General features: G+C 54.7%; 18 protein-coding genes. 4 read left to right on the top strand and 14 right to left on the bottom strand.

The window, feature by feature from the left end; translation table 11 throughout:
• Positions 1-259 precede the first annotated feature (259 nt).
• The 4 genes from M0P74_15635 (at position 260) to M0P74_15620 (ending at position 5,101) form a co-directional block, all read left to right on the top strand.
• Positions 260-1,420, top strand: a complete 1,161-nt coding sequence (locus M0P74_15635) for a hypothetical protein (GenBank protein MCK9365019.1) — start codon at positions 260-262, stop codon at positions 1,418-1,420.
• 42 nt (positions 1,421-1,462) lie between these two features.
• Positions 1,463-2,680, top strand: a complete 1,218-nt coding sequence (locus tag M0P74_15630; GenBank protein ID MCK9365018.1) for a CoA transferase — start codon at positions 1,463-1,465, stop codon at positions 2,678-2,680.
• Between the two features lie 160 nt (positions 2,681-2,840).
• Positions 2,841-4,190 (top strand): MmgE/PrpD family protein, encoded by a 1,350-nt coding sequence (locus M0P74_15625; protein MCK9365017.1) that lies wholly within the window; start codon positions 2,841-2,843, stop codon positions 4,188-4,190.
• A gap of 23 nt (positions 4,191-4,213) precedes the next feature.
• Positions 4,214-5,101: a dihydrodipicolinate synthase family protein gene (locus M0P74_15620; GenBank protein MCK9365016.1), complete on the top strand. Its 888-nt coding sequence runs from the start codon at positions 4,214-4,216 to the stop codon at positions 5,099-5,101.
• A gap of 338 nt (positions 5,102-5,439) precedes the next feature.
• Here the strand turns inward: M0P74_15620 and M0P74_15615 are convergent, their stop codons facing one another.
• From M0P74_15615 to M0P74_15550, 14 genes are all read right to left on the bottom strand, one after another.
• Positions 5,440-5,850, bottom strand: a complete 411-nt coding sequence (locus M0P74_15615) for a DUF1016 N-terminal domain-containing protein (GenBank protein MCK9365015.1) — start codon at positions 5,848-5,850, stop codon at positions 5,440-5,442.
• A 329-nt stretch (positions 5,851-6,179) separates the two neighbouring features.
• Positions 6,180-9,374 carry a DEAD/DEAH box helicase family protein gene (locus M0P74_15610; protein MCK9365014.1) on the bottom strand — a complete coding sequence of 1,065 codons (3,195 nt, stop codon included), beginning with the start codon at positions 9,372-9,374 and terminating at the stop codon, positions 6,180-6,182.
• An 85-nt stretch (positions 9,375-9,459) separates the two neighbouring features.
• Positions 9,460-10,671: a PDDEXK nuclease domain-containing protein gene (locus M0P74_15605; protein MCK9365013.1), complete on the bottom strand. Its 1,212-nt coding sequence runs from the start codon at positions 10,669-10,671 to the stop codon at positions 9,460-9,462.
• Positions 10,671-14,159, bottom strand: a complete 3,489-nt coding sequence (locus tag M0P74_15600) for a site-specific DNA-methyltransferase (GenBank protein MCK9365012.1) — start codon at positions 14,157-14,159, stop codon at positions 10,671-10,673. The genes M0P74_15605 and M0P74_15600 overlap by 1 nt, the downstream gene beginning before the upstream one ends.
• 129 nt (positions 14,160-14,288) lie before the next feature.
• Entirely contained in the window at positions 14,289-14,480 is a 192-nt protein-coding gene (locus tag M0P74_15595; protein ID MCK9365011.1) for a hypothetical protein, read from the bottom strand.
• Between the two features lie 273 nt (positions 14,481-14,753).
• A complete protein-coding gene (locus M0P74_15590) occupies positions 14,754-15,485 on the bottom strand; it encodes a DUF2971 domain-containing protein (GenBank protein MCK9365010.1) in 732 nt (243 codons plus the stop codon).
• Between the two features lie 75 nt (positions 15,486-15,560).
• On the bottom strand, positions 15,561-16,526 hold the full coding sequence (locus tag M0P74_15585) for a nucleoside 2-deoxyribosyltransferase (GenBank protein ID MCK9365009.1): 966 nt from the start codon (positions 16,524-16,526) through the stop codon (positions 15,561-15,563).
• A gap of 28 nt (positions 16,527-16,554) precedes the next feature.
• Complete coding sequence (locus tag M0P74_15580; protein ID MCK9365008.1) at positions 16,555-17,526, bottom strand: hypothetical protein; 972 nt, start codon at positions 17,524-17,526, stop codon at positions 16,555-16,557.
• A 500-nt stretch (positions 17,527-18,026) separates the two neighbouring features.
• The gene (locus tag M0P74_15575) at positions 18,027-19,217 is read right to left on the bottom strand and encodes an AAA family ATPase (protein ID MCK9365007.1); all 1,191 of its coding nucleotides are present in this window, start codon (positions 19,215-19,217) and stop codon (positions 18,027-18,029) included.
• Positions 19,218-19,894: 677 nt separating this feature from the next.
• On the bottom strand, positions 19,895-20,527 hold the full coding sequence (locus tag M0P74_15570) for a DJ-1/PfpI family protein (GenBank protein MCK9365006.1): 633 nt from the start codon (positions 20,525-20,527) through the stop codon (positions 19,895-19,897).
• A gap of 130 nt (positions 20,528-20,657) precedes the next feature.
• Positions 20,658-21,041, bottom strand: coding sequence for a 4-carboxymuconolactone decarboxylase (gene pcaC, locus M0P74_15565; protein ID MCK9365005.1), 384 nt, complete (start codon positions 21,039-21,041; stop codon positions 20,658-20,660).
• Positions 21,042-21,118: 77 nt separating this feature from the next.
• Complete coding sequence (locus tag M0P74_15560; GenBank protein ID MCK9365004.1) at positions 21,119-21,769, bottom strand: 2Fe-2S iron-sulfur cluster-binding protein; 651 nt, start codon at positions 21,767-21,769, stop codon at positions 21,119-21,121.
• Between the two features lies 1 nt (position 21,770).
• A complete protein-coding gene (locus tag M0P74_15555) occupies positions 21,771-23,453 on the bottom strand; it encodes an FAD-dependent oxidoreductase (GenBank protein MCK9365003.1) in 1,683 nt (560 codons plus the stop codon).
• Positions 23,454-23,702: 249 nt separating this feature from the next.
• Entirely contained in the window at positions 23,703-24,818 is a 1,116-nt protein-coding gene (locus M0P74_15550; protein ID MCK9365002.1) for a permease, read from the bottom strand.
• Positions 24,819-24,985 lie beyond the last annotated feature (167 nt).

Raw genomic sequence — 24,985 nt, 5'->3', positions numbered from 1 at the left:
GCCTGGTCATCTGCTTTACGATAACCTTGCAATTGACGTGAAGCACAGAAAGACAAAATAAATGGTTGAGAAATATTTATCCAGACATTATATGTCACCTTCAGCAATCGCATTGTTCTTACTGTTTTGAGAAGTAATGACCCGAACCTGTTCTTACAAACCCCCATACTCGTGGGGCACAACGAAGCATGAAAATCCCCCCTTGCCCCCCTTTGGCAAAGGGGGGATGGGGGGATTTGCATATAAAGAGGTGTATAAAATGGAAATTCAGGAAATGGTTCGCTGCGCCATCATGCGCGGGGGAACAAGCAAGGGCATTTTCTTTCACTTAAGCGACCTGCCGCAGGAGCCGGGTCTGCGGGACAAGGTGATCAGACGGGTCTTCGGCACCCCCGACTTCCGGGAAATCGATGGCTTGGGAGGGGCGGAGCTGCTCACCAGCAAGGTCGCGGTAATTGGCCCCTCCACGCGCCCGGACTGCGATGTGGACTACCTCTTCGGCCAGGTCAGCATGGCCGCGCCCATGATCGACTGGATATCCAATTGCGGCAACATCTCCTCGGCAGTGGGCCCGTTTGCCATCGACGAAGGGCTGGTAAAGGCAGTGGCGCCGCTCACCCGTGTGCGAATCCATCAGGTCAACACCGGCAAGGTGATCATCGCAGAAGTCCCGGTAAGGGGCAATCGCGCTGAGGTTGAGGGGAAGCATAAAATCGACGGCGTGCCGGGAACCGGCGCCAAGATCATTTTGGACTGGGCAGACAGCGCAGGGTCCCTCACCGGCAAACTGCTGCCGACGGGCAGGGTAAAGGATACGCTCGCGGTCGAAGGGGAGGACGACGTTGAGGCATCGCTCGTAGATGCGGCGATCCCTACGGTCTTTCTCAGGGCGGAGGCCCTGGGTCTCAAGGGCAGCGAAACGCCCCTTGAAATTGACTCAGACGCAAAACTCCTCAAACGCATCGAAAAAATCCGCAGTGTCGCCGCCCAGACAATGGGTCTTTGCAAAGACTGGCGGAAGGCGACCAGCGAGGTTCCTTACAGCCCGTTTATCGCCTTGTGTGCACCGCCAATGAACTACACAAATTGGACAACGGGCAAGGTGGTTTCGGAAAAGTCTGTGGATATCGTCGTCCGTTTGCTGTTCATGCAAAAGATGCACAGAACCTACCCCGTGACAGGCACCGTCTGCACCGTCGCGGCCGCGATGATCCCGGGAACGATTGTCAACCAGCTTGCTCGCAAGGAGGTTGTCGCCCGCGGCGAAGTGCGCATCGGGCATCCGGCCGGCGTGATCGCCCCGGAAGGAAAGGTGATCCGTCAAAAAGGCGGCTTTGTGCTGAAGAGGGCGACCGTGGACCGAACGGCCCGCTGTCTTATGCGGGGATATGCCTTCATCCCCAAGTCCGCACTCAAGTAGCCGGGATAAAACATAAAAATTCAAGCAATGGGGGTTATGATCATGGCCGGAGAACTGAAGGGAATCAGGGTTATTGAAGTGGGGGGCGCCGTTGCCGTGCCGATCGTCGGCATGCTGATGGGAAGCTGGGGCGCCGAGGTCATTCACGTTGAACCGCCCGGCAAGGGGGATAACTGGCGGCACGCCCTGGGACAGGGGATGTCGGGATTTGCGAAAGCCCATCCCGTCAATTATTACTGGGAACATACCGATCGAAACAAAAAAAGCCTGGCCCTGAATATGGGAACCCCGGAAGGCCAGACCGTTTTGCATAAACTGGCGGCGACCGCCGACGTTTTTCTGAACAACCTGCGGCCGTATGAGATGGAGAAGTTTCACCTCACGTATGAGATTCTCTCAAAAATCAATCCCCGGATTATCTATGCGAATCTCACAGGATACGGCCAACGCGGCCCTGAGAAAAACACCGGCGGGTACGACTCCGTCGCCTTCTGGGCGCGCAGCGGCGTCATGGATTTGATGCATGATGTGGGGGTCGCGCCCAATATTTCCCGGCCTGGCTACGGCGACAGCATCACGGCGATGAGTCTGCTGGCCGGCATCATGTCCGCCCTCTATATCCGGGAGAAAACCGGGGTGGCCCAGGAACTGGAGATATCCCTTTATAATACAGCCGTCTGGGCGCTGGGATTTGATATCGCCGGCTGTCTGATCACCGGCGAGGACGCGGTGCGGCCCCAGCGCAAAGAGATGGGCAATCCGATTCGCAATGTCTATGAAACGAGCGATCACCGCTGGATCATGCTGGGAATGACCAACGCCCAGCATTACTGGCCCGGCTTCTGCGCCGCGATCAACCATCCGGAACTGGAAAATGATCTCCGCTTTGCCACCTACGATGAACGATTTAAACGGGCGGGGGAACTCGTGAATATTCTCGACGGGATATTCCGGAGCAGAACATACCGCGAATGGATAGATATTTTAAGCAAGACCAAGATCGTCTGGTCCCCCGTAACGACACCGCTGGAAGTCACCCGCGACAGCCAGGCCGCAGCCAATGAATTCTTTGTGGACTGGGACCATCCTGAATACGGCCCGATAAAGGTATTGAACAATCCGATTAAACTGTCCCAAACCAAAGCCGAGATCACCAGGGCGGCGCCCAAGTTAGGGGAACAATCGGAAGAGATATTGAAGGGATTGGGTTATGCTGACGGCGAAATTCAGACCATGAAGGCAGCGGGAACGATCGGGTAGGCGATTAACAAGGATGGGGCTTGTGTAAGTGCATCCGCCGACTTGTTATTTGCATGAAAATCCCCCCATCCCCCCTTTGCCAAAGGGGGGCAAGGGGGGATTTTCATGCTTCGTTGTGCTCCACGGGCATGGGGGTTTATGGGCAAAAAGGAGGAGAGTCATGTCGGAAGAGATTATTTCCAGCCAATTCGCGAAATTTTCGTGCGATCTTCGTTTCGAAGAGCTGAGCGGGGCACATATCGCCAACATGAAGGGGTACATCCTGGACTGGCTGGGGTCGGCCCATGCGGGCGGGGAACTGCCGTCGGTCAGAATGATCAGGAAAGTTGCAGGCAGCCTCGGCGGCCATCCCGAATCCACGTCTATTCCCGACGCAAAAAAGACAAGCTGTCTATTGGCGGCTTTGGTCAACGGCGCTTCCTCGCATGTAGTAGAGATGGATGATCTGCATCGGGAATCCATTCTTCATCCGGCCTGTGTCATTCTTCCCGTGGTTCTTGCCTTGGGAGAACGGCAGCACGCCTCGGGCCAGGAGCTGATCGTCGCGGCTTCCGTCGGTTATGAGATCGGCATCAGAGTGGCCCTTGCCGTCGGCACGGATCATTATAATTATTGGCACACGACTTCAACCTGCGGAACCTACGGGGCAGCGGCAGCAGCGGCGAAATTGCTTTCCCTGAACGAGGAGCAGTTCGTCTGGGCAATGGGTTCCGCGGGAACGCAAGCGGCGGGGCTATGGGAGTTTCTTGCGGATAATGCGATGAGCAAACAGCTCCACGCCGGCAAGGCAGCGCTGAACGGAATGCTGGCGGCGCTCCTGGCCAGGGAGGGATTCACCGGCGCCCGGAAGATCCTGGAAGGGGGAAAAGGATTTTTCGTTGCCACCTCGAAGAATTTCGCTGTGAACAAGTGCACCGACGGCCTGGGAGAGGTCTTTCACAGCGACCGCAATTCCTTGAAGTATTATGCCTCCTGCGGACATACCCATTCCGCCATCGATGCCGTGCTTCAGGCCACGCAAGCCAGGACCTTTAAGCCTTCGGAAGTAGCGGCTGTCCGCGTCCGCGTTTATCAGGCGGCAATCGACCTCTTGGGAGAAATCGAGCCGAAATCACCGTACCTGGCAAAATTCAATCTGCCTTTCTGTATCGCGACGGCACTGGCTTACGGCCACGTCCGACTGGGCGACTTCACCGAAGAGAGGCTGGGCGATGCGGATTTGCAGGCACTGATGGCTAAGGTCAGTTTTACGGTGGATCCCGGGCTGACAAAGGTCTATCCGCGCAAGTGGCCCGCCAGTGTGACGATCGCGCTTGCCGACGGCCGCCAATTGAGGGCTGAAAATGAGTATCCCAAAGGGGATCCGGAAAACCCCCTGACGGCTTCCGAGCTGATCGCCAAATTCAAGAGCCTGACTGACGGAATACTCTCCGAAAAGCAGGCGGACCGGATTGCCGACAGGGTGATGAACATGGAAAAGATAGCGGACGCAAACGAACTTCTAACATAACGATATCTTGGAGGATTAACAACATGGCAAACAAGGAATTTTTCGGAATTTTTCCCTATCTTGTCACGCCCTTGGATGAACAGGGAAGGCTCAAGGAACAGGTTCTTGCCGATCTCGTCGATCACCTCATCCGCCAGGGGGTTCATGGCGTCACACCGCTGGGCAGCACCGGCGAGGCGCCTTACCTTGACTGGGCAACAAGAAAGCGAACCGTAGAGGTCGTTATGAGCGCAACGGCCGGACGAGTCCCCGTCGTCGCGGGAATTTGCAGCACTTCTACTCAGGGAGCCATCCAGGAAGCTGAGGAAGTCGAAAAGCTGGGAGTGGACGGCATTCTCACCATGATGCCCAGTTACTTCCCGCTGGCCGACGCCCAGGTTGTCGGACATTTCCGCGCCGTCGCCCGTTCGGTATCCTGCCCCATTGTCCTCTATACGAATCCGAAGTTTCAGACCTGGGACTTCACCGTAGAGGCGTTGCGACAGCTTGCCGAAGAGCCAAACATCCAGTACCTGAAGGATGCCTCCGGGAATGTGGGCAAGCTCGTCTCTCTTGTGTCAACCCTTGGCAGCCGGATCAAAATTTTCAGCGATACTTCTTCCGTTCCCCTGTTCATGTTCCTGATCGGCGGCGTCGGCTGGATGTCCGGCCCCGCCTGCGTGATCCCCAAACAAAGCATTGAGCTGTACGAAACGGCAAGGCAGAAGCGCTGGGACGAAGCGGCGCTCCTGCAGATCAAGCAGTGGCCGCTCAACCTGGCCTTCCAGCGTTTCACCCTCTCGGCCTGCGTAAAGGCGGGTTTGGAGATGCAGGGATTTCCCGTTGGTCCACCCGTGCCGCCCCAGAAGCAGTTGAATGCCGAGGAAAGAAAAACGTTGGAAAAGATTCTGCGCGATCTCGGAGCGCTTTAGGGCGAATTGGTCAATCGCACTCCGGCGGCCCGCTTTGATATGTTCTTGTATCTGGTCCAGCATGATCATTCCGGCTTTGATGGCGGCTACTTCCGGTGAAAAAGGAGAAAGGCCGGCAGCGATCAAATCAGCGTTCACGAAATTAATGCAATCTGTATAATAGGGAAGAAAACGCCGGACAAAAGTTGTCTTGCCCGAACCAGCAGATAAGATTTACCCCTTAGCGGTTATGCAGTTCCAATTCGTTTCAAAGGAAAGCGATCTATACGGGGAATGTCCCCAGTTTTTTCAGTTTTTTTAGTTACTACAATTATCTTTGTAATGTTTCAGCTCGCTCTTTAATTCTTCGTCCAGGCATTTTTTACGGATTCATTCTGGTAATACTCCCGTTTATCGGCGTTTTCGATACTCACCAGCAGACGGTATTGGCTCCAGTTCAATTGCGAATACAGTGTGTTCGCAATTGGATAGGTTCTGTAAAACTGGCGACTTATCTCTAAAATCCTTACCGAAAAGCCGCTCCCATACTCCGGTTCCAGCTCTTTTGCCAGATTCTTGATCAGGTAGGTTCCATACTCGGCGCGTTCCTTACCTTGCTGTTCTTCTTCAAAAATACGTTGGCCAATGTGCCAATACATTTGTACCCGCTGAAGATCAACACTGCGAATGGCGCTTTCGCGGGCATGGCCGATGATGGTTTTAATTTCCGTAACAAACTGTTTACGAATTATTATCTCGCTGCTACGCATAATTTTTCATCCTCATTGTCTAATTCCTGCCCATGCTTTATTTACCCGGATCGAGTTGTAGAAGGCTATATTATAATTTTTCCGTCAGGGGCAGTTGTTCGGAATTTCCGAACAACTGCTGTTTCGTTCAGTTAGCCTTCTTCAAAAATGTGTTTTATGTGTTCACTTACTCGATCTCTTTAATTTTGCCAATAATCGTGCGGAGATGTCCCTATGGCAATTGTCCCACAGGCTGTGCGAGAAACTTCAAAGTGCGCACAGCGCCACCCCAGCCTTGCGCCTGCTGCAACGTCACAATCGTCTGGCCAATGCAATGTGCCGGTACAGGCTCAGCAACTAACAATTAACCCGGCACCTGCCAAATCCAACATGCTCCTGATATAGCTGTCCCTGTCCTCCTCCTGAAAGAGGATGTGCCGCTTTTGCATCTCGCTCTTTTCCATGTTCCACTGCATCCTCATCGTGTACGAAGGCGTGTTCGAAACGATGAATGACTGCAAGCGCACATTGGCATCGCCGAGGCGCTGCTCGATCTCCTTGATGGTTTCGTGGAACTGGATTTTGGGGTCGTCCCACCTGAGTTGGCGGATGCTTTTGGGGTCCACAAAAATCACTTGCTGCTGACCGTCCACGAGCAACCACAGGATGAAGTCGGGGTGGAAGTTGCCGGCCTCGAAGAAGCCGACGCCTCGCCCCTTGCTCAGGTTGCGCAGCAGGTAGAGTTCTTTGGTCTTGAAGAAGTCGGTGTTTCCCTCATGGAAAACCTTGAGATCCTCGACAAACTGGCGCTCGCCCTTATTCAGCGGCGCCGGGCTGATTTCGACGATGTTCGAGTCCAGATAGAGCAGTGGCTGGTAAAGGTGCTTGCCGAACCAGATGGCCTTCATGCCCCGGAACTCCCAAGGCTTGAGGTCGCCCTTCTCGATTGCGGCCTTGAGTTCCTCGAGCTTCGCGACGACCTCCTCCTGCGATTGGTCGATCAGGATGCGGTAGTAGCCATCATCCGGTGATTCCTTCCGGCACAGAAAATTCGGATCGTCCCCCTCCAGATCGCGGTACTCCAGATGCGGCAGCTCCCACTCGCGTTTGCGGAAGGTGTAGTAGCGCTCGGTGTACTTCTTCAGCAGCGAGACGGCGATTTCTTCCCACAGCCGCACCTTTTCGAATGAATCGCAGACCAGCTCTGCGGCGGGAATCAACAGGCGGTACCAGCTCATATCCGCGAGCAACGCCTCGATCCCCTGCCGCGTCAGGTTCAGGTTGTACCAGCCGCGCTCGGCCTTGAAGCGTTCCAGCTCGAAGTAGAGCCGGTCGAGGTCGAGAAAGGCCACATGCCGGGCGCTCAGATGCGTCTCGTTGGGAGCGGCATCCGCGTCGCCACCCACCAGTCCACCCGATTTCATCGCCTGGATCTTCGGGTACCAGTTGAGCACGACCTGGTTCTTCTGCAGCCAGTCCGTGGTCGGTTCGCGCGCCGGATCCGGTTTGGCCAATGTCGGCACCGGCGCGAGCTTGCGAAAAGCGTCTCCGAACTCGGTGCTCACGCCGTTGATTGTCTTCTTGAGGCGGATGGTCTTGAGTTTCTGGGTGCCCAGGTTCTTGATGACCGGCAGCAGGAACTCGATGCGGTCATCGTTGGTGGGTAGGCCCTCCTCTTCAAGGAAGTCACGGAACTGTGCCATATAGTCGGCATGGATGCCAAAGATGCCGAGTGTCTCCAGTACGCTGATGTGCTTGGGCCGCTCGACACCTTCCGGTAACTGCGTCTTGCCGCTGCGCTTGAGGCTCAGGTCGTAGCCCTTGAGCCGTACCCCGCGTCCGAAGAGCTGGATGATCTGCGCACCTTCTCCTTTGCCAACATTCATCAGGCCCATTGTAGAGACGCGCCAACTGCTCCAGCCCTCGGTGAACTTCTTCGAGCCGATCAACAGGTTCACCGGCGAGTGTGGCTTGTTGATTTCATGGAAGAGGGACCCAGAGAACTCACGCTCGCCCGTGTCGAGGGCATTCTCCTCGCACAGCTTCACCAGCTTGGCATCGTCGCCCACGTTGATGACGCCGAAAGCCTCGTTCTCGGCGCCCAACCGTAGCGCCACTTCACCGGTCGCGCCCTTCAGGTTTTCGACATAAAGCTGGCCTCCGCCCGGTGCGTTGAAGAGCGTCGCGAGCGTCTCGTCGAAGACCTGCGTCGGTGTGAGTCCGCAGGTGTTGAGATAGGTGAAGCGCCCGGCAAAAAGGTTTCTGCCCTGCGCGGTTTCGAGCCCCGTATTCAGTACCCGTTCGATCCGCAGGATGCTGCCCGGCCGGTCTGTCACATAGCGAGCCAGGAATTGAATGATCTCCACAATGTCTGAAGCATCCCGCGTGGCCAATGTCGCCGTCACGCTCCCGCCGACAAAGATCCATAAGGGCTTCCCGATGTTGAAGGGCCGGAAGGTCGCGCCCTGCTCGCGGTATAACCGCTGCTGCTGGAAGAACGACAGGAGACAGGCCACAAGATACAGTTCCAGGTGGTTCTGCTGCGTACCCTCGTCCAGGTTGAGGATCTGGTAATCCTTGCCGAAGCCGTCGCCGTAAAAGTAGCGGTACGAGTAGTCGAATAGTATGCTCTTGGCGTACAGCTCGGTGAGCCGGGGCTTGCCCTTGACCGCCTGCCCGAAGGTGGCCGAGTACTCGAAGGAGAAGCCCTTTTCGCACAGCGCGTTGCGTGCTTTCATCCAGGCGCCGTCCTCGCCGCCGCTGGCGCCGCGGTGCCCCTCGTCCACCAGTACCAGATTGTTGCCCTCGAAGGCGTCGATGGCGATGGTCTTGTCGCCCATGTCCTCGCGCAGCTTGGTTACTTCGAGAATCTCGACCGCATGCCCGGTGAAGACACCGCGTCCATCCTTATTGAACAGCTCCGCGTCGATGCCCGCCATCTCGAACTCGCGCAGGTGCTGCTGGGAGAGTCCCTCGTTCGGCGTGAGCAGCAAAATGCGGTTCAGCTCGCGCCGCCGACCATGCTTCTCCAGGTAATGCTGGTACTGGAGGATATTGGCGTGCATCAAGAGTGTCTTGCCGCTGCCGGTGGCGCTCAAGTAGGCCAACTTGTTGAGTTGCGGCCAGGCCTCCGCCGCCTCGTCGAAGGGTGCAATCCGGTCGGCCTCGGGCTTGTCAGCATTGTAAGTGGCCACCTGCGCGTTCAGCGCCGCGCGCAACGCCTTCGGCGCGCGGAAGTAACGATCGAGGTAGATCTCGGTGAAGAGCAGGGTCAGGTACTGGAAGTACTTCCAGAGGATCGGCGGCTCGCCGCGTGTAATGCGCCGCTCGTTTAACCGTAGCGTATGCCCGACGATGTTCTGGTCGTACTCCAGCAACAGTTCGGTGGGTAGCTGCGTCAGGTTGAAGAGCTGGGCCGTGAGCGCATGATGAAAGTAGTAGATATTGTTTTCGTCGAGCCCTTCCAGCTTCTCGTCGCGCAGGTGCTCGGCCAGATCCTCGAAACGCTTCACGTTGAACAGCGACAGCAACCACTGGTTGAGCACCAGTTGTAGGCGAAGGGTGCCTGCGGCCGGTTATTGGCCCGGCTGCCTGGCGCGGCCGGGTTTTTTTTGACGCGTTCTCGCGGCATCAGCGTTTCTCCTCGTCGGCGGCTCTACGACTGGCCTCGATCTGACGTCGCTCGCGTAGCAGTTCACGCTGCAATTCATCTTCAGTGGGTAGGATCTTTACATACTTGGCCGCAAAGATCCGCTTGCTCTCGTTGAGAACAGAGTACCTGGCGATAGCCTCGTTCTTTGCGGCGCACAGGATCAGCCCGATCGTTGGCTTGTCTCCCGCAGTGGTGAACCGGTCGTCGAACAACCGCACGTAGCTGTCCATCTGCCCGATATCCTGGTGGGTCAGCTTGCCAATCTTCAGGTCTATCAGCACATAGCACTTGAGGATGCAGTTGTAAAAGACGAGATCGACATAGAAGTGCTCGTCTTCGTAGGCCAGTCGCTTCTGTCTGGCCACAAAGGCAAAGCCTTTGCCAAGTTCAAGCAGAAACTCCTGCAAACTGCCGATAATGGCCTCTTCCAGATCTGATTCGTGGAACGGCACACCGTCGGGAAGATCCAGAAAGTCCAGAACATAAGGATCCTTGAGGACATCGGTAGGCTTACGGATTACTTGACCCTCGTTCGCCAGATTGAGCAATCCTGCCTTGTCCCGACTCTTCAGCAAGCGCGCAAACAGTAGGGTGTGGATCTGGCGCTCCAGGTGGCTCACGCTCCAGGCGGCTTTTTCCGCTTCGATCTCGTAGAACAGGCGCGCGGCCTTATTCTCGACGTTCATCAGAGCCCTGTATTGTGACCAGCCGAGCCGCGGCGAAAACCCGCGAATTCGGTCGGCGTGTTCGACTGCCAACGTCAGATCGTCCAATACGCCACATGGGGTGTGGCGAATCTCGACGGCATCCAGGTCAGCTCCGGATTCGCCACATGCCATGTGGCGAATCTCCGGTGTCCGCTCGGCGTAGACCTGATAGAAGGTCCGAAAGTAACGAAGATTGGTACTGGAGAAGCCCTTGCCGTAGTGTCTTGTCAACTGCTGCGCCAGTGTCTCGATCAGCGTGCTGCCGTACTCAGCTCGCTCTGAGCCGCCCTGCAGAGCTTCGACGATCTCCCTGCCGATGTGCCAGTAAGCCAAAAGCATTTCGCTATTGACACTGCGGACCGCGTTCCCACGCGCCCGGTCGAGGATCGCCGTTACCCTGGCGAAAAGGCCATCCACCGCAGCCGGTAAGCTCGTCCTTGCGGATAATACCGTCAATTTCTTTTCGCGCTTCCTGCTTTCCATCACGCGCCCTCCGTTTCAAACATCAGCCGTTGGAACTCCTCTTCGATCAGCTGCACTTTCCAGGTTTCATAGTCACGCCGGACGTTGGGCAGGTTGTTGCCGCCGTTGACATAGATCAGATCAAAGTCCGCATCCTTCGTGGAGTAGGCGTGTTTGCGGAACCACTCGTCGAGCACCAGGTTATCCTGCTCCGGCTCGCCGGTGAGCTTGCGCCAGATGATAAGCGTCTTGCGGCCGTCGGGTGTGGCGCCGGTGACGGTGCGGAACCAGTATGGACCGTCCGCCTCCTGCTTGAGGCGACCCTTCAGGCGCAGGCGCTTCTCGCTATCACGCTCGCAGACGGCGCTGAAAATCTGCGGCGCGGCGATGTGCCGGACGGTGAGGCCGATCAGCCAGTTGAATGTCTCCAGTAAATCGACGTTGACATCCCGGGACTCGTCCGAGCCGGGGCGCTTGACCTTGAGCTTATACGCCGTGGGATCGGTGAACGCCTGCACATTGAGTAGCGACTGGCTGCCGCGTGTCTCCACGTTGAGTATGTAGCGCAGGAGGTACTGCTCCTTGAGGCCGTCCGCGCCTTGCGCCTCGGGGGCATCGAACAGAAGTTGCTGTTTGTCGGTGCGGCGGGTTTCCAGGTTGTTGAGAGTGTCTTCGTAGGATTCGAGGCGGACGACCTTGACAATGTGCGGGCTACGTTCGGCTTCCTCGGGCGTGGCCAGGCGCTTGGGCTTGCCGTCCTTCCACTCCGGTGTGAAGATGACCTTTTTGATGCGAGGCAGGAGGACCGTGTCGAAGTGGTCGCCCATCTCAACGAGGATGAACTTACGCCGCCCACCGTCCTCGCGGTTCAGATTAATGGTGGCGTGGCCAGTCGTGCCGGAGCCGCCAAAGAAGTCGAGCACGAATTCGGCGTTCCAAGTTGTCTGCCGTGCAAAACGCGCGACCAAAGTCGTCGGTTTCGGATTCGAAAATGCTCGGCTCTTTCCAAAAAGGTTGTATAGCTCCTTCTCTCCATCGGAGAAGTCGAGCACTACGGATTTTGCAACGTTGGTTTCAGCTTCATGCAAGAATTTCTTTGTTCTTGGGACCTTTATCTCGGTATCCCCCCAAGCTATTCTTTCGTCCGCATCGAGTTCTGTGAACGAGGTGCTTTGCTTTCCGTAAAGCTTATAGGGCCAACGCCAACCGGTCTTTGGATGAGGACAAGGTTTTTTCGTAACTGGGTGCAAAGGTCGATAGAACCGAAAGGCAGGATGATTAGTGTCGCGAAAATCCTCCTTTTGGGAATCTTCTTTCACCTGTGGCATTGAGCCGTCAGATTCAGTCCAAATCCAGATTCTTGCTTTCTCCTCCCTCGCGAGGTTCTCGGGAACGTATCGTCCTGCATTGTCTCGATATTCCGCATGGGTGTAGTTGTGGAGACCTTTCCAGTCCTCATTTCCTTCTTCAGAATCACCGGAATCCCCATTCGCATCTTTCAGTCTTATCTTGTTTTCTTTAAGTAGTCCACGAATCCGCTTTTTGATCTCGTGGACAGGAGGATAGCTAGGGTTTAGCTCAGTAATTAGATCCTGAAACTCGCCATAGCCAAGCTTCGGCTCGCGAAACATTCGGAATTCCTGTTTGGCGCTATCGATATCACGGGCAAATACCTCAACGTATTCATGATTGGTGGAGTAGGTCGGCGACTGATTCTTCGTCGCGTTGGTGACCCAGATGATCTCCTCGACGCGATTGTCGCGGCCAAATATGGCGGACATAGTGAACTCAAGGTGGACTCTCTCGTTCGCGTCGATACTCGCAAAGATAACACCATTAGGTGTCAGGAGCTGCCGATTCAGGATCAGCCGGTCTTCCACCATCGCGATCCACGAAGAGTGCTGATAGTCATCCCGGTACGGAAAGCCATCGCCGCCGGTGTTGTACGGGGGATCGATGTAAACGCATTTCACCTGCTCCCGGTACCGCGCCTGCATGAGCGATAGCGCCTGGAAGTTCTCGCTGTGAAACAGTACGCCGTCGATCTGCTCGTCCACATCGCCGAGCGCTTCGATCAGTCGTTCGGTGAAGCCCATGTCAAAGTGCCGCGTGTCCATCACCAGCGTCGGATGGGCCTTCAGAAACTCGGGTTTGAGCGGCTTGCTGTACCCCTGCGTCACCAAATCGCCCTTGATCTCGTCAACCGCATTGAGCTTCACCCATTCCGCGTGCTGTGCCTCGTTGGCCGCAATCTCGGGATAGAAGGCCTCGGGAATGCAGCCGAGTGTGATACAGTACTGCGTCTCAACGACGAACTTTTTCTTCAGCCACAGCTTTTTCTGGAAGTCCTCGATCTGGGCGAGAAAGTCGATGATCTTGCCCGCGATCCGGCGGATGACCTTGATCTTGGAGAGATACTGTTCGACGCGCGGCACCGTCTCGTTCTCCACATCGTCGAGATGCATCACCTCGTTCTTGATGTAGAAGTCCAGCTCCCGGCGCAGGAAGACACCCAGGTACTTGTGGATGAAGTAGTCGAACTTATTGACGTCGGAATACTTCTTAAGGTGCTTCGTGAAAACTGTGCGCTCGGCTTCCTTTTCCGTTGGATCCAGCTTGCCCAGCTCGGCCACCCATGCCTGGAGGGGCGGGTTTGCATCCTGCTCGGCGGCCACCGTGAGCACGCGCCGGGCGGCAAACGCGATCAGGTCCTTCTGTGTCGGGGGCTTGCTTTTGCCGTCGCGGGCGTCCTCGGGCCAGTCGGCGAGCGTCGCCGGGCGGTACTCGAAACGGATCACCAGTTCCTTGCCCTCTTCGCCGTCTTCTTCAACGATATTGGGGCGGGTACCGGAGGCCGCGAGGATGAACATGCGCTCCTTGCCCTCGGCGGCCTTCACGTTGCCGTGCTCGCCTTCGGCGGCGTCCGCCAGCCGGAAATGCACACGCATCGGCTTATAAGCCTGCCCTGAGCCAGTCGAAGGGGGATCCGGCCGCAGGCGGAAGGTGTAGTCCCGCAGGTACTCGCTGGTCTTGATGTAGTACTGGTCCTTGTTAGCCCAATGCAGCGTGACTTCCTCGCCTTCGTAGGGGATCGCGTAGACGCCCGGCTTGTAGACGCGCTTGGCAAGAAAGTCACCCTCGGAATAGTAACGGCGGAAAAAACTGTAGAGGTGGTCATAGACCTCGCTCTCCAGCGCAGCCACATCCACCGCGTCGCTCTTGAACCGGGCGCGCAGCTCGTTGACCCTGGGCGACTGAGCGGGGTCCATGGCTGCGGCCTCGATGCCTGCAATGACCTTGGCCAGCTCCTTCTCGATCTCAGCCTTGTCGGCGGTTTTGTATTGGCCAAACGCCGCCTTTACCTGCGGCAGCAGGTCCTTGTCAAGGAACTGCGTCACCTCGGCGCTCTTGTCGTGCATCACGCGATAGAGGCCGAAGTCCAGGTCGGGCTGGTCGAGTTGGAACAGCTCTTTGAGTAAGGTCTTCAGTTTTTCGTGTTTATGGCTCATTGTGACAACCGTCCCATGTTATTTATTGCTTTCATCAGTCTATTCTATAGCCCAGCCAATAGTAAAGAGATGACCGGTCCCGGTGCTTTGGGACAGCCTCTTTTCCAAAGATTCAACAAGTGTATCTCGCTATTCCATGATCTCGTCCTCGACCTTGAAGATTTCCTGCCGCTGGCGGCGCTGCTGCTTTTCCAGTTTCTGTATTTGCTGCTGAATTTCATGCTGCTCTTCGAGCGTAACCGCCTGGCGCGCCTGCCGCCGCAGCACCTTGATCTGCGCCTTGGTAACACGCGGCGTCTGCGGCGAGCAACCACTCGGCAAACGAACTTTGTGGCAACCACGACCAAATGTGCCCCGCGTTCTTGCTGAAGCCCGCGCCGACCATAACAGCAGCGCGCTCAGCCCATAAGCGTTCCGCAATTTCGTTTAAATAAGGACGAATGGAGTCAGGCACATCGGTTTCTGTTGCTCTCATTACATCTTTCCTTCTTTGGCTAACGTTACGACTCACCGGTTGCCAGGGCCAGGTTGTGCTGACAAGTTTGCATGGATGTGCGGCCCTGGCAGTCCGCGTGCAGCCATTGGTTATGCCATTTAAATTGAAACTGGTTTGATATCTAAAGCATAGTACCTTGTGCTACGTAATGCCTCGAAATATTTGACTGAATAACCAAGCATGGAAACTATTGAATCTCGTTCCTTTTGTGGCATATTCAACCCGAATATAATTGCCGTGATTTTACCCGGTAATGGATGATGTTTGTTACTTTCATATGTGAGTATGCGCCATTCCTGTTCATACTCCCAATATTTTCCTTTTGTTGATAATGCTTGTGTCACTGCTTTGGAGTCTCCAAGTTCATGTAAATTAAATGATGGTAGCTCTTGTTGATATTGTACAGGTATGCAGTAGTCCCATTTTCCTAACTCATTTGTGTCTGTTCTCTCGAATTCAATACAAATTCCACGATGACTATCTGCGTAATGTGACCACATGAGGATGTTGTTGTTAAGTTCACTTAACGCCAATACTCCATAATTTTTCATATCAGCTTTGGCAGTTACCAATGAATCTTGATCAATAGGAATACCATTAACCGAGGATGTTTTTAAGTGAAATTGAAATTCGAAAGGATCATTCAGTTTATGTGCTGATGGAAAGTAGATTTGGTTCTCTCTTAACATGGAAATCGCTCTCTCATCATATTTGATATATCTGTAAAGATTTTCTATTCCTATTGCATTGCAGTATGGACAACGTAATTTTCTTTTTGAAAACTCTCTGTTACAGAGTTTTGATCGACATATCATTGTGGGTTCAGGCATCTAAATAATCTTCCTTAACTATTGTTGCATAACGTCGTGCATGACCGGCGCCAGTCATCTACCCATGGCTGCTTTTTACCCGGCGTCCGGTCGATGCGCTGGTTGGGTCGTATGCGCTCCGATTGTTGCGAGAATAAAGTTCTCAAGTTGCTCGCGTAGCTCTTTCTCTGTATCCCACAGAACGTGGTTATATTGCCGGGTATCAAAGTGAACATTATGCAGGTCATCTTTCCGTACACACCATATGACCGGTATACCTGAGCCGTGAGCGAATCCTGCTTCGTAGTAAACGCCGGCCTTTTGCTGGGTAACGTCTGCGACAAGGAACCGTGACTGCCGTATCTCCGCAATTATCTTTACGTCGATGCGTTCGAGGTGGGCAGTTGCATCAACACGATACGGGCGATAACCGGCGGCCTCGATGGCAGGCGCGATCGCGTTATCATAGACGGAACGAAGCGCGGCATCGAACGACATTGCAACGAATGCTTGGGACTTCCCTAATTGATTCGATTGTACAGTCTCAAGATACTCCCAACCGTGGGATGTTATATAAAGTGAATAGAGAGGGTCTCCAAAGGCTCGTTCCTCCGGGTTAATAAAGGCAAGGAACCCACGGTCCATAAGTGACTTTACGTAGAACTCAAATTCCTTTTCGTTCTCTGCCCACGCTAATGCTGTTTCGTGTTCTGGAATCAAAATCACTTCCTGTCCAGGATATTCCGTGAGACCTTCGATTGCTCGCAGTAGCTTTTGTTGCTTCTCAAGGGGCTTGTAGTCTGGCAACGTGCGAAGGACTTCCTCAATAAACGTTTTCGTGAGCATCGGGATTTCAATGCCCGCCATTGTCCGTTCACGCAACCAACCTGATAAGCGGGCGGATTTCGCTGAGCGGCCGATGACTGTTTCAACGGTTCGCGAAATAGTAAACTGACCGCAGCGATGGCATTTATAGGTCACCTTGTCACCATCATCTTGCCGAGCCAAGATCTCCTGGCCATCAAGCTTACAGACTGGACAACGTTTTCTGGTGTCATTCATATGTCATTCTCCAACCCAACGTCACGGATCAGGCGCGCTGACAAGCGTCGCCCGCATAGGATTGTTCTGCTTCTTTTTCCTTTTTCTTCATGTATTCAGATCTGAGTTGAGAGAGAAGCTTGCCGTCTCTGGTTTTCCAGCTCGTCCACCCATTGACGGTAGTCCTGTCGCTACCAGCATCTTGAATGCATGCAAAGGCTGCGTAGGAAAGACTGGAGTAATTCTGGCCCAGCACAGTAATGCTTCCATCTGATGACAAAACGCCTTTGTAAATTTCCTGCTTACCTCCGCGAGGCTTGTAGCTGAGCGTTAATTCTGCTCCCTCTGAAAGCATCCCCGCATTTACGATGTCTGCGAGTGCAACGTCGTAGGTGCGAATCCCTGATTTCTGTTGACCGTTTCTCTCTGTCGTGTCCAACACGGGTCGATATTCTTCCGGGATTTCATATGCGATGATGTCTGGTGCTCCAAACTGTGCGTATTTCTTCACCATCCAGAGTCGGACATCGTTTTTCAATGTCTCTGCCCACTCTCTGAGGTCATTCGAAACTATGTCAATAGGCATTCCGATAATTGGGGCTTTCTCAAAAATGTCCCCAAGCACCTTGCGAATGTTGATTTCCTTGATTCCCTCATCCTCAAATTTCTCTTTAACGGATTTATCGCTGGTGACCATTTGAACCAGAATCTCGGTTAGTAGCTGCCTTGTTTCTGTACGGGAAACAGCCAAAAGTTGTTTAGTTACTTGGGGGGCAATGTGTGTCCAAACACTGTGGTGACCAAGTTCGGCTTCGACCACGTACCAGATACGGGAAGCGAGATCAATGGCAAAGCCGTCTGGAATGGTTCCGAAGCCATCCGTTGTTTTTATTTTTGCCTTCGGAATTAATACAGAAGAGGGACCGAAGAAGTGCTCCGAGTTGGCAATGACCAAATCCTCGATTTCCTGCTCATTCAGAAATTTGGTTTCGATCAATTTTCTGTCATCAAGAATGATCATTACCCTTTTCTCCTTTCAGCCGAACAATAATTAGATTGATCCGTATAACACACCGAATTTTGGTTTCCTGTCCGCATAACACGCCATCAGAGCGATTACCGAAAACGCGATAAGCTCTTTATATTCATTTTGTTGCGCCCTATATCGCGGTTTATAACGGTATCTTATGCGGATCGGCATAATACAACCTCCTCGATTGGCTCAAAGCCCGTCCACCGGACTGCGAACACCCGCCGATTGGGTACATGGTCACATAACTACGGCACGCTTCATATGTCAATGATTTTACAAACTCCTTGTAATCCGGACGAATCCGGAGACGTATTACTTATTTCCTGTCCGGCAGAACATCAAGTACCCGTTCATCCAATACCCCGGCGCTGGCCCCGGGTTCAAAAATCAATGCCGGTGCGCCGGCATTCGGAAGGCTACGATACCATTAGTGAATACGCGACACTCAAAAAGTTTTGTCTTATAAAACCGCTCACGTCCAATTCGCATTAAAAACCTATCAGGAAAAGAGGGCGCTTTATTCCGGTGATTTCGTTGCCCTGGGCAAGAATCAGATTTTTCTTGCCCTTGAATCCCTTGAACTGTTCGCGTCCCTTGCCTGGTCCGCCGATTTCGATGACATAGGATTCAGTTTCGGACTGCACCAGGTAGTCAGGGGTTTTTGCTCCCCGTGTTGATTTAAGATAGTTGAATGACATGCCTTTGGCGATCATCATTTCAGCGAAAAACTCTTCCCGGAGAGCGCCGATTGCACTGTCAAAGGGCTGAAACAAGAGCCGATAGGGCAGACGCATCAGGATTTTCGGCTCTTTCATGACATTCGTTCCGGCAGGCATGACGCGTTTCAACACAAATGCCTGTTCCAGTAGCTGCGTATACTGCTCTGCCTTGTATTTGGTGATCTTCAAGTTGTTCGAGAGCGACGAATAATTGATACCGTCCGGCGGCGAAGAACCTATAAAACGCATCATCCTGCGCAAAATGGGAATTTCGTCTGTCAGAAGCCGGCCGATCAAGGGAATGTCGCTGGTAATGATTTTATCAAGGATGTTTCCCATGAGCGGTAAAATGTCTGGCTCATCAAGCGCGAAGGGGAAAAGCCCGCCTTTGATAAAGTTATCAAAATGAATCTCCTGGCGAATATGGGCTGCATCCCATTGCTGCTCCAGAAGCTGCGCGATAGAAAGTGTGGGCAGTTCAAGTCCCCTGGTGAAATAGAGGTATTCCCGGAAGCTGAAGGGGTTGATGGCGACCAGTTTTACCCTTCTGGATAGATCGTAAGCGGTTTCCTGCAGCGACAGGGCGACGGAACTGGAAAAAACGACGCGCACATTCAGGAAGTCGTATACTTTTTTCAACTCCCGCGCGTACTGTTTTTCATAATGAATCTCATCAACGAGGAAGAGCGTGAATTTGTACTTTTCCTGGAGGACCTGAATGGTCTGAAAGAGGCCGTCTATCTCTACGGCATCAAGCGATAGATAGCAGGCAGTATCGGGAAAGTGGACCAGAAGCTGTTTCAGAATGACGGTCTTCCCGGAGCCGCGAGGCCCGACAAGGCCTATCTGGTGTTTGCCCGTATCGTCGAGAATGCTCTGATAGACATACCGCCGGCGTTGCAGGCTCCTTCCTTGCGCCCGGGCAGCTTCATTCAGTTGGAGAATTGTTGCAGTATCCATGGGATGACCATACGCCTCATATACATTTTAGTCAATAGTTTTTCAAAATGCATATCATTTTGGAAAATAGCTGGACAAAAGAACCTTCTGCCGCAACGATCCGTGTGTAATCCGGGGACGCATTACTTATTTCCTGTCCGGCAGAACATCAAGTACCCGCTCATCCAATACCCCGGCGCCAGCCCCGGGTTTTAAAATAAATGCCGGCGCGCCGGCATTCTAAATAATTCGATATCATTAGCTAATAAGCGATACTCCAAAAGTTTTGCCCTCTGAAAAAGGAAGGGGAAACCCTCATGCCAGCGCAGAGCTCGGTGAGAGAAAACTGTCGATTTTATCTATCAACTCGACGAGAGGACATGAAAGTTTTACCGCTCCTCGTCCGTCAAGGCGGTCATGTCGATATTCCCGATTTTCGTCACTGTTTATATGAAAATCCCCCCATCCCCCCTTTGCCAAAGGGGGGATGGGGGGGATTTTCATGCTTCGTTGTGCCCGCGTCGGGCATGGGGGTTTTTGTGCAATTTCTAAGGCGGCGACGGGATCGTTCGGGTCTTTCTTCTGACGGCTTCCCTTTACCGGTAAGGAAAGAAAGGCCCTGGAAAAGATTCTGCGCGATCTCGGAGCGCTTTAGGGCGAATTGGTCAATCGCACTCCGGCGGACAGACAACAGATGGTCAATCTATGGAAATCCTCCGGGCATCGCTTTCCGGAAACGGGTATTCCATCTGTCTGGCCGTTGCCCTCGCAATGGCGTCTCCGAAATGGCGGGCGACTACCTTCAGCGACATATCGATGCCGGCGGAGATGCCTGCGGAGGTGAAAAGGTTGCCATCCTCAACGAAATGCAGATGCCGCTCGACGCGGGTTTCCGGAAACAGCTCCTGCATCCATGCAAGCGAGCGCCAATGCGTTGTCGCTCGCTTGCCGTCGAGGAGGCCGGCCTTTCCGAGCAACAGGGCGCCGGTGCATACCGAAGCGAGGGTTTCAACCTGTTTTGCGCGCTCGGCAAGCCAGCCGAGGAGACGCTCGTTGTTCATTTCCGCCCTCGTTCCCCAGCCGCCGGGAACAACAAGGATATCGAGCGGCGGGCAATCGTCGAATGAGTAGTCCGGGCAGACCTTCATCCCCCCGGAAGTGACGAGGGTGCTTTTCGTCTCGGCCACAAGAAAAACATTGAATGGCGAGGGTTCTTCCCGACGGAGCTGCTCGTTTAAGCGGGTCACGGAAAAGACCTCGAAGGGGCCGCAGTAATCGAGCACCTCCACATCCTTGAAAACAACTATGCCTGTCTGCTTTCTTGCCTCCATAGCTTATCCTTACAAACCTCCTTACCCGGGATGGGCACAACGAATGATGAAAATCCCCCCTTGCCCCCCTTTAGCAAAGGGGGGATGGGGGGATTTTCATATAAACGATGGCTCTTCCGGTCGCCGACGGTCATTTCCCGCCGTCAATTTCCGCAAAGACCTCCCGGGCGACTCCCATCGCATCAAGCGCGGCGGGAACCCCGCAGTAGATGGCGCTCTGCATGAAGACCTCCATCATTTCCTCTCTGGTGACGCCGTTGTTGAGCGCCCCCCGCACGTGCAGTCTGATTTCATGCGGGCGGTTCAGAGCCGTAAGCATGGCAAGATTGAGAAAGCTTCTGGTTTTGCGGTCGAGGCCGGGTCTCGTCCATATCTCGCCCCAGCAGTATTCGGTCACCAGCTCCTGCATCGGACGGGTAAAGTCATTGGCCGAGCGCAGCGACTTTTCTACGTATTCGTCCCCCAAAACGGCCTTCCTGACGGCCAGCCCCTCTTCATAGCGTTTCTTTTCCATCGTCACTGCTCCTCTTTAATTTGGCGAAATGGTGGCTCTGTCTCTCCTGACCCCCACCCCAGATTCAATAACCAGTTTTATTCCTGTACCACGGGTGGCAACTTGATACCCTTGGGGCAAATATTTGCCAGCAGTTCCCGAAATGTTTGCAGTCCCTCCTCGGTCAAGCCGGCACTCTTCATTCTCTCGCTCCCCAAGGCATCCCGGGGATCAACCGCCAGCCGCACGTTTTTCACCAGGGCAGCGGAAGTAACCGGACCGTTCTGAGGAATCGCGGCATCGCACACGCCGCACAGGATGCAGGTTGCGGGAGGCTCAATCCTCGCCGAAACCTCAGGGGAAATTAGCCCGTCATGGTGCGGTCCGGTAATGACCCAGGGCAGCACTCGCTTCAGCGCCTCGAAGAACGGCTCCAAGTCCACAACCAGATCCTTGAGCTGACGGAACCCCGGCAGCGGCTTGATTTCAAGCTCACCCCCGTCGCCTGTCACCTCTCTTACCAGCGTCTGGCAGGCCAGACGGGAAATGTTTCCAATCTGCATGGCGCAGGAGCCGCAGATGCCGCTGCGGCAGGAGCGTCTAAAGGCCAGCGCCGGATCCTGACGCCTCGCTTTCAGCAACACATCCAGCACGGTCTCGTGTCGCTCCCAGTCAACGGTGAATGTCTGACAGTAAGGCGCGTCATTGATCTGCGGATCGAACCGCTCAATAATTAACTCGAGTTGCATATCAATACCCTCTTTCCTGGGGCTGGAACCGGGTGAAGGCAACAGTACCCGCTTCATAAATCGGCCGCCCGTCGTCGCCGCGGCGAATCAGCGTGTGGTGCAGCCAGTCGGGGTCATCCCGCCGCGGGTAGTCAATCCGGAAGTGGGCGCCGCGACTTTCAGTGCGCCTCCAGGCGGCTCCGGCGGTCATTTCGCTGAGCTCCAGCATGAAGCCCAATTCCATGTGGTCAATAAGTTGCTGGTTAAAGGAATGTTCCCCGGCAGGCACCCGCAGCGCTGCATAGCGGCTGCGCAGGACGGCCAATTCCTCCATTGCCTGCTGGAGTTCAACCCCGGTGCGGAACACTCCCACTTTATCCGTCATGGTGCGACCCATGTCCTCCCGGATGGCAAATACCGAGTCATCTGACTGTCGGGGTGCGCCGGCGCCGAAATTGGCCTGCCAGTTTGACAACGCCCTCTCCAGGGAAACGCGCGGCAAGGGCGGCATTGGCCGCTTAACCGTCTCCAACATGCGTTTGCCGGCCCGGCGGCCGAACACCACCGTTTCCAGCAGGGAGTTGCCCCCCAGGCGGTTGGCCCCGTGGACGCTGACGTTTGCCGTCTCGCCGGCGGCCAGCAACCCGGGGATGCTGGTTTCGCAGTCCCGGTTAACCCTGATGCCCCCCATGCTGTAATGCTGGGCGGGCTCAATGGGGATAGGGGTTTGGCTTGAGTCCACTGCGGCGTAGAGGTGGGCCAGTTCATTTACCTGGGGCAACAGCCGGTGGATCTTGTCCGCCCCCAGGTGGGTAAGATCAAGATTGATGTAGCCTTCGCCCAGACCTCGCCCATCCTTGATTTCCTGGAAGATGGAGCGGGACACCACGTCCCGGGGTGCCAGCTCCATCTTCTGGGGGGCGTACCGGGCCATGAACCTCTCTCCCGCGGCGTTGCGCAGATAACCTCCCTCGCCCCGGGCCGCTTCAGAAATCAGGATGTTGGTGCCATAGAGGGTGGTGGGGTGGAACTGTACGAACTCCATGTCGGACAGGACGGCCCCCGCCCGGTAGGCAATGGCCGTGCCGTCCCCCGTGTTGGCATGGCCGTTGGTAGTCTTGCGGAAAATCCTTCCATATCCGCCGGTGGCCAGGAGCGCCACCCGGCAGCGCACTACTTCCAGTCGCCCTGTTGCCAAGTCATAAACCAGGAGTCCCGCCAGACGGCCCTCTTCCAGCAACAGCTCCACCAGATGCCATTCCGGGTAGATGCGCACCCCGGCGGCCAAGGCGCGCTCATACAGGGTATGCAGCACCGCGTGACCGGAGATATCGGCAGAATAGCACGCCCGCGGAAAACTGGCGCCCCCCAGGGAACGTTGGGCCGGGCGGCCATCCGGGGTTCGGGACCAGGGCACGCCCATCTGTTCCAGCTTGCGGATTACCTCCGGCCCCTCGGAACAGAGCGTCTCAATGGCGTCCTGATCCCCCAGGTAGTCGCTCCCCTTAACCGTGTCGAACACGTGGTTCTCCACCGAGTCATCCTCTGCCATTGCGGCGTTAAAGCCGCCCTGGGCCGCCCCGCTGTGCGAGCGGGTAGGATAAATCTTGCTGATTACGGCCACGTCCGTTCCGGGCGGCGCCTCCACGGCTGCCATCAACCCTGTCAGCCCCCCACCAACGATGACAATATCATGAAAAATCATTACTTCTTCTCCATGTTTGAGTTTCCCTTACTTGCTTTCAGCCGCGACTTCAGACCCGGAGGCAGCAGATGCCTTCCCTTATCGTTGAAAGTTTGATCTTACGAACCGCTAAGCTTGCCGTTTGCTATTTCACCTGCCTGATGAGACATGGCTTTTTGTGTTTGTCGATATAAGTCGCCTTGGACTTGCGTGTCAAGAAAATATTGGCCGCCCCTGGGAATTGCGCCCCTCATGCAACGAATGGTTTTTTCAATAGATTAGCAGATCCACCAGATAACCGGCCGCGATGGCCACCAGAAAAACGTTCAACACAAAGGCAAAGATCAGTTTCTTCCTGAATATGGAGCCAAGGATGATGATCTCCGGGATGCTCGCCCCCGCGCCGCCGATGATGAGGGCCAGAACCGTTCCCAACCCCATCCCTTTACCGACTAGCGCGGCACTGATCGGAATGATGGTTTCCGCCCTGATGTACATGGGTACCCCGATGAGAGCGGCAATCGGAATGGACCAGGGATTGCCCGGTCCTGCCACCCTTACGACCAGATACTGCGGGAAAAACCCGTAGATGACGGCTCCGATTGCGGCGCCGAGGAGAAGGTACCAGAACACCCCTTTGAAGGTCTCGACCGCGGACAATGAGGCCCTTCTCATTTTTGTTTTGAAAGGAATCCGCACTGCTGAGCTTCCTCCGTCTGCATCGAAGCTGACGGAACAACAGGACGATTGATGCGGAGCTTGAACTTTTGTCCCTGCTTCCCCAGGGCAGCAACCGCCTGCGGCCGGAAGCGTCGGCAACATGATGAGGGGCGCGGGCTGAACGCTTTCGGCTAAACAGCAAGCAGACGCTCTATCGTCCGCTGGCAGGGGCTCGCCCTCCGGCTTCTTCTCCTGGCCACAGCAGGATGCCTCCAGACCGACCAGGGCCTTGACCTGGCTTTCCATTCCCAATTTCGACAACAGGGCTGCCATAACCATGGAACTGCCAAAGGTGATGACGACATAAAAGGCCGTCACTTTATAGCCAAAGAGCGAGAGCAGCAGCGCAATGATGACGGGGTTCAGAACCGGCGAAGAAAAGAGAAAGGCCATCACGGGCCCGAACGGAACGCCCCCCCTAAGCAGGCCGGCGGTGATCGGAACGGTGGAACAGGAGCAAAAAGGCGTAATTGCCCCCAGACCAGCGCCCAGAAAGTATTGCACGCTGATTAGTTTATTGGAAAGAAAATCCCGGATGCGGGAGGGGGGGAGATACTCCGTCAGCAAGCCAATGAGAAAGGATACAGCCACAAAGATTATGACCAGTTCTCCGGCAATCACCAGGAAAAAACGACCGGCCGTGACGAAATTGTTCAGTTCGAACATAGAAATGCCTCCAGTATGATTTAATTAAATGAGGTAATTGCAAAACTCCCCATTCTTGTCATTCCCGCAACGATTCTGAGCGGGAAACTGGTTCTAACTGCTTGAAAAACCATATTCCCGATTGAGACATTCGGTAATGACAAATGGTTTTGCAATTGCCTCTGAGG

The sequence above is a fragment of the Syntrophales bacterium genome (genome assembly GCA_023229765.1).
In the GTDB taxonomy this organism is placed as follows: domain Bacteria; phylum Desulfobacterota; class Syntrophia; order Syntrophales; family UBA5619; genus DYTH01.
Note: the sequence above shows the minus strand (reverse complement) of the source record. Positions and strands in the feature narration are given on the sequence as shown.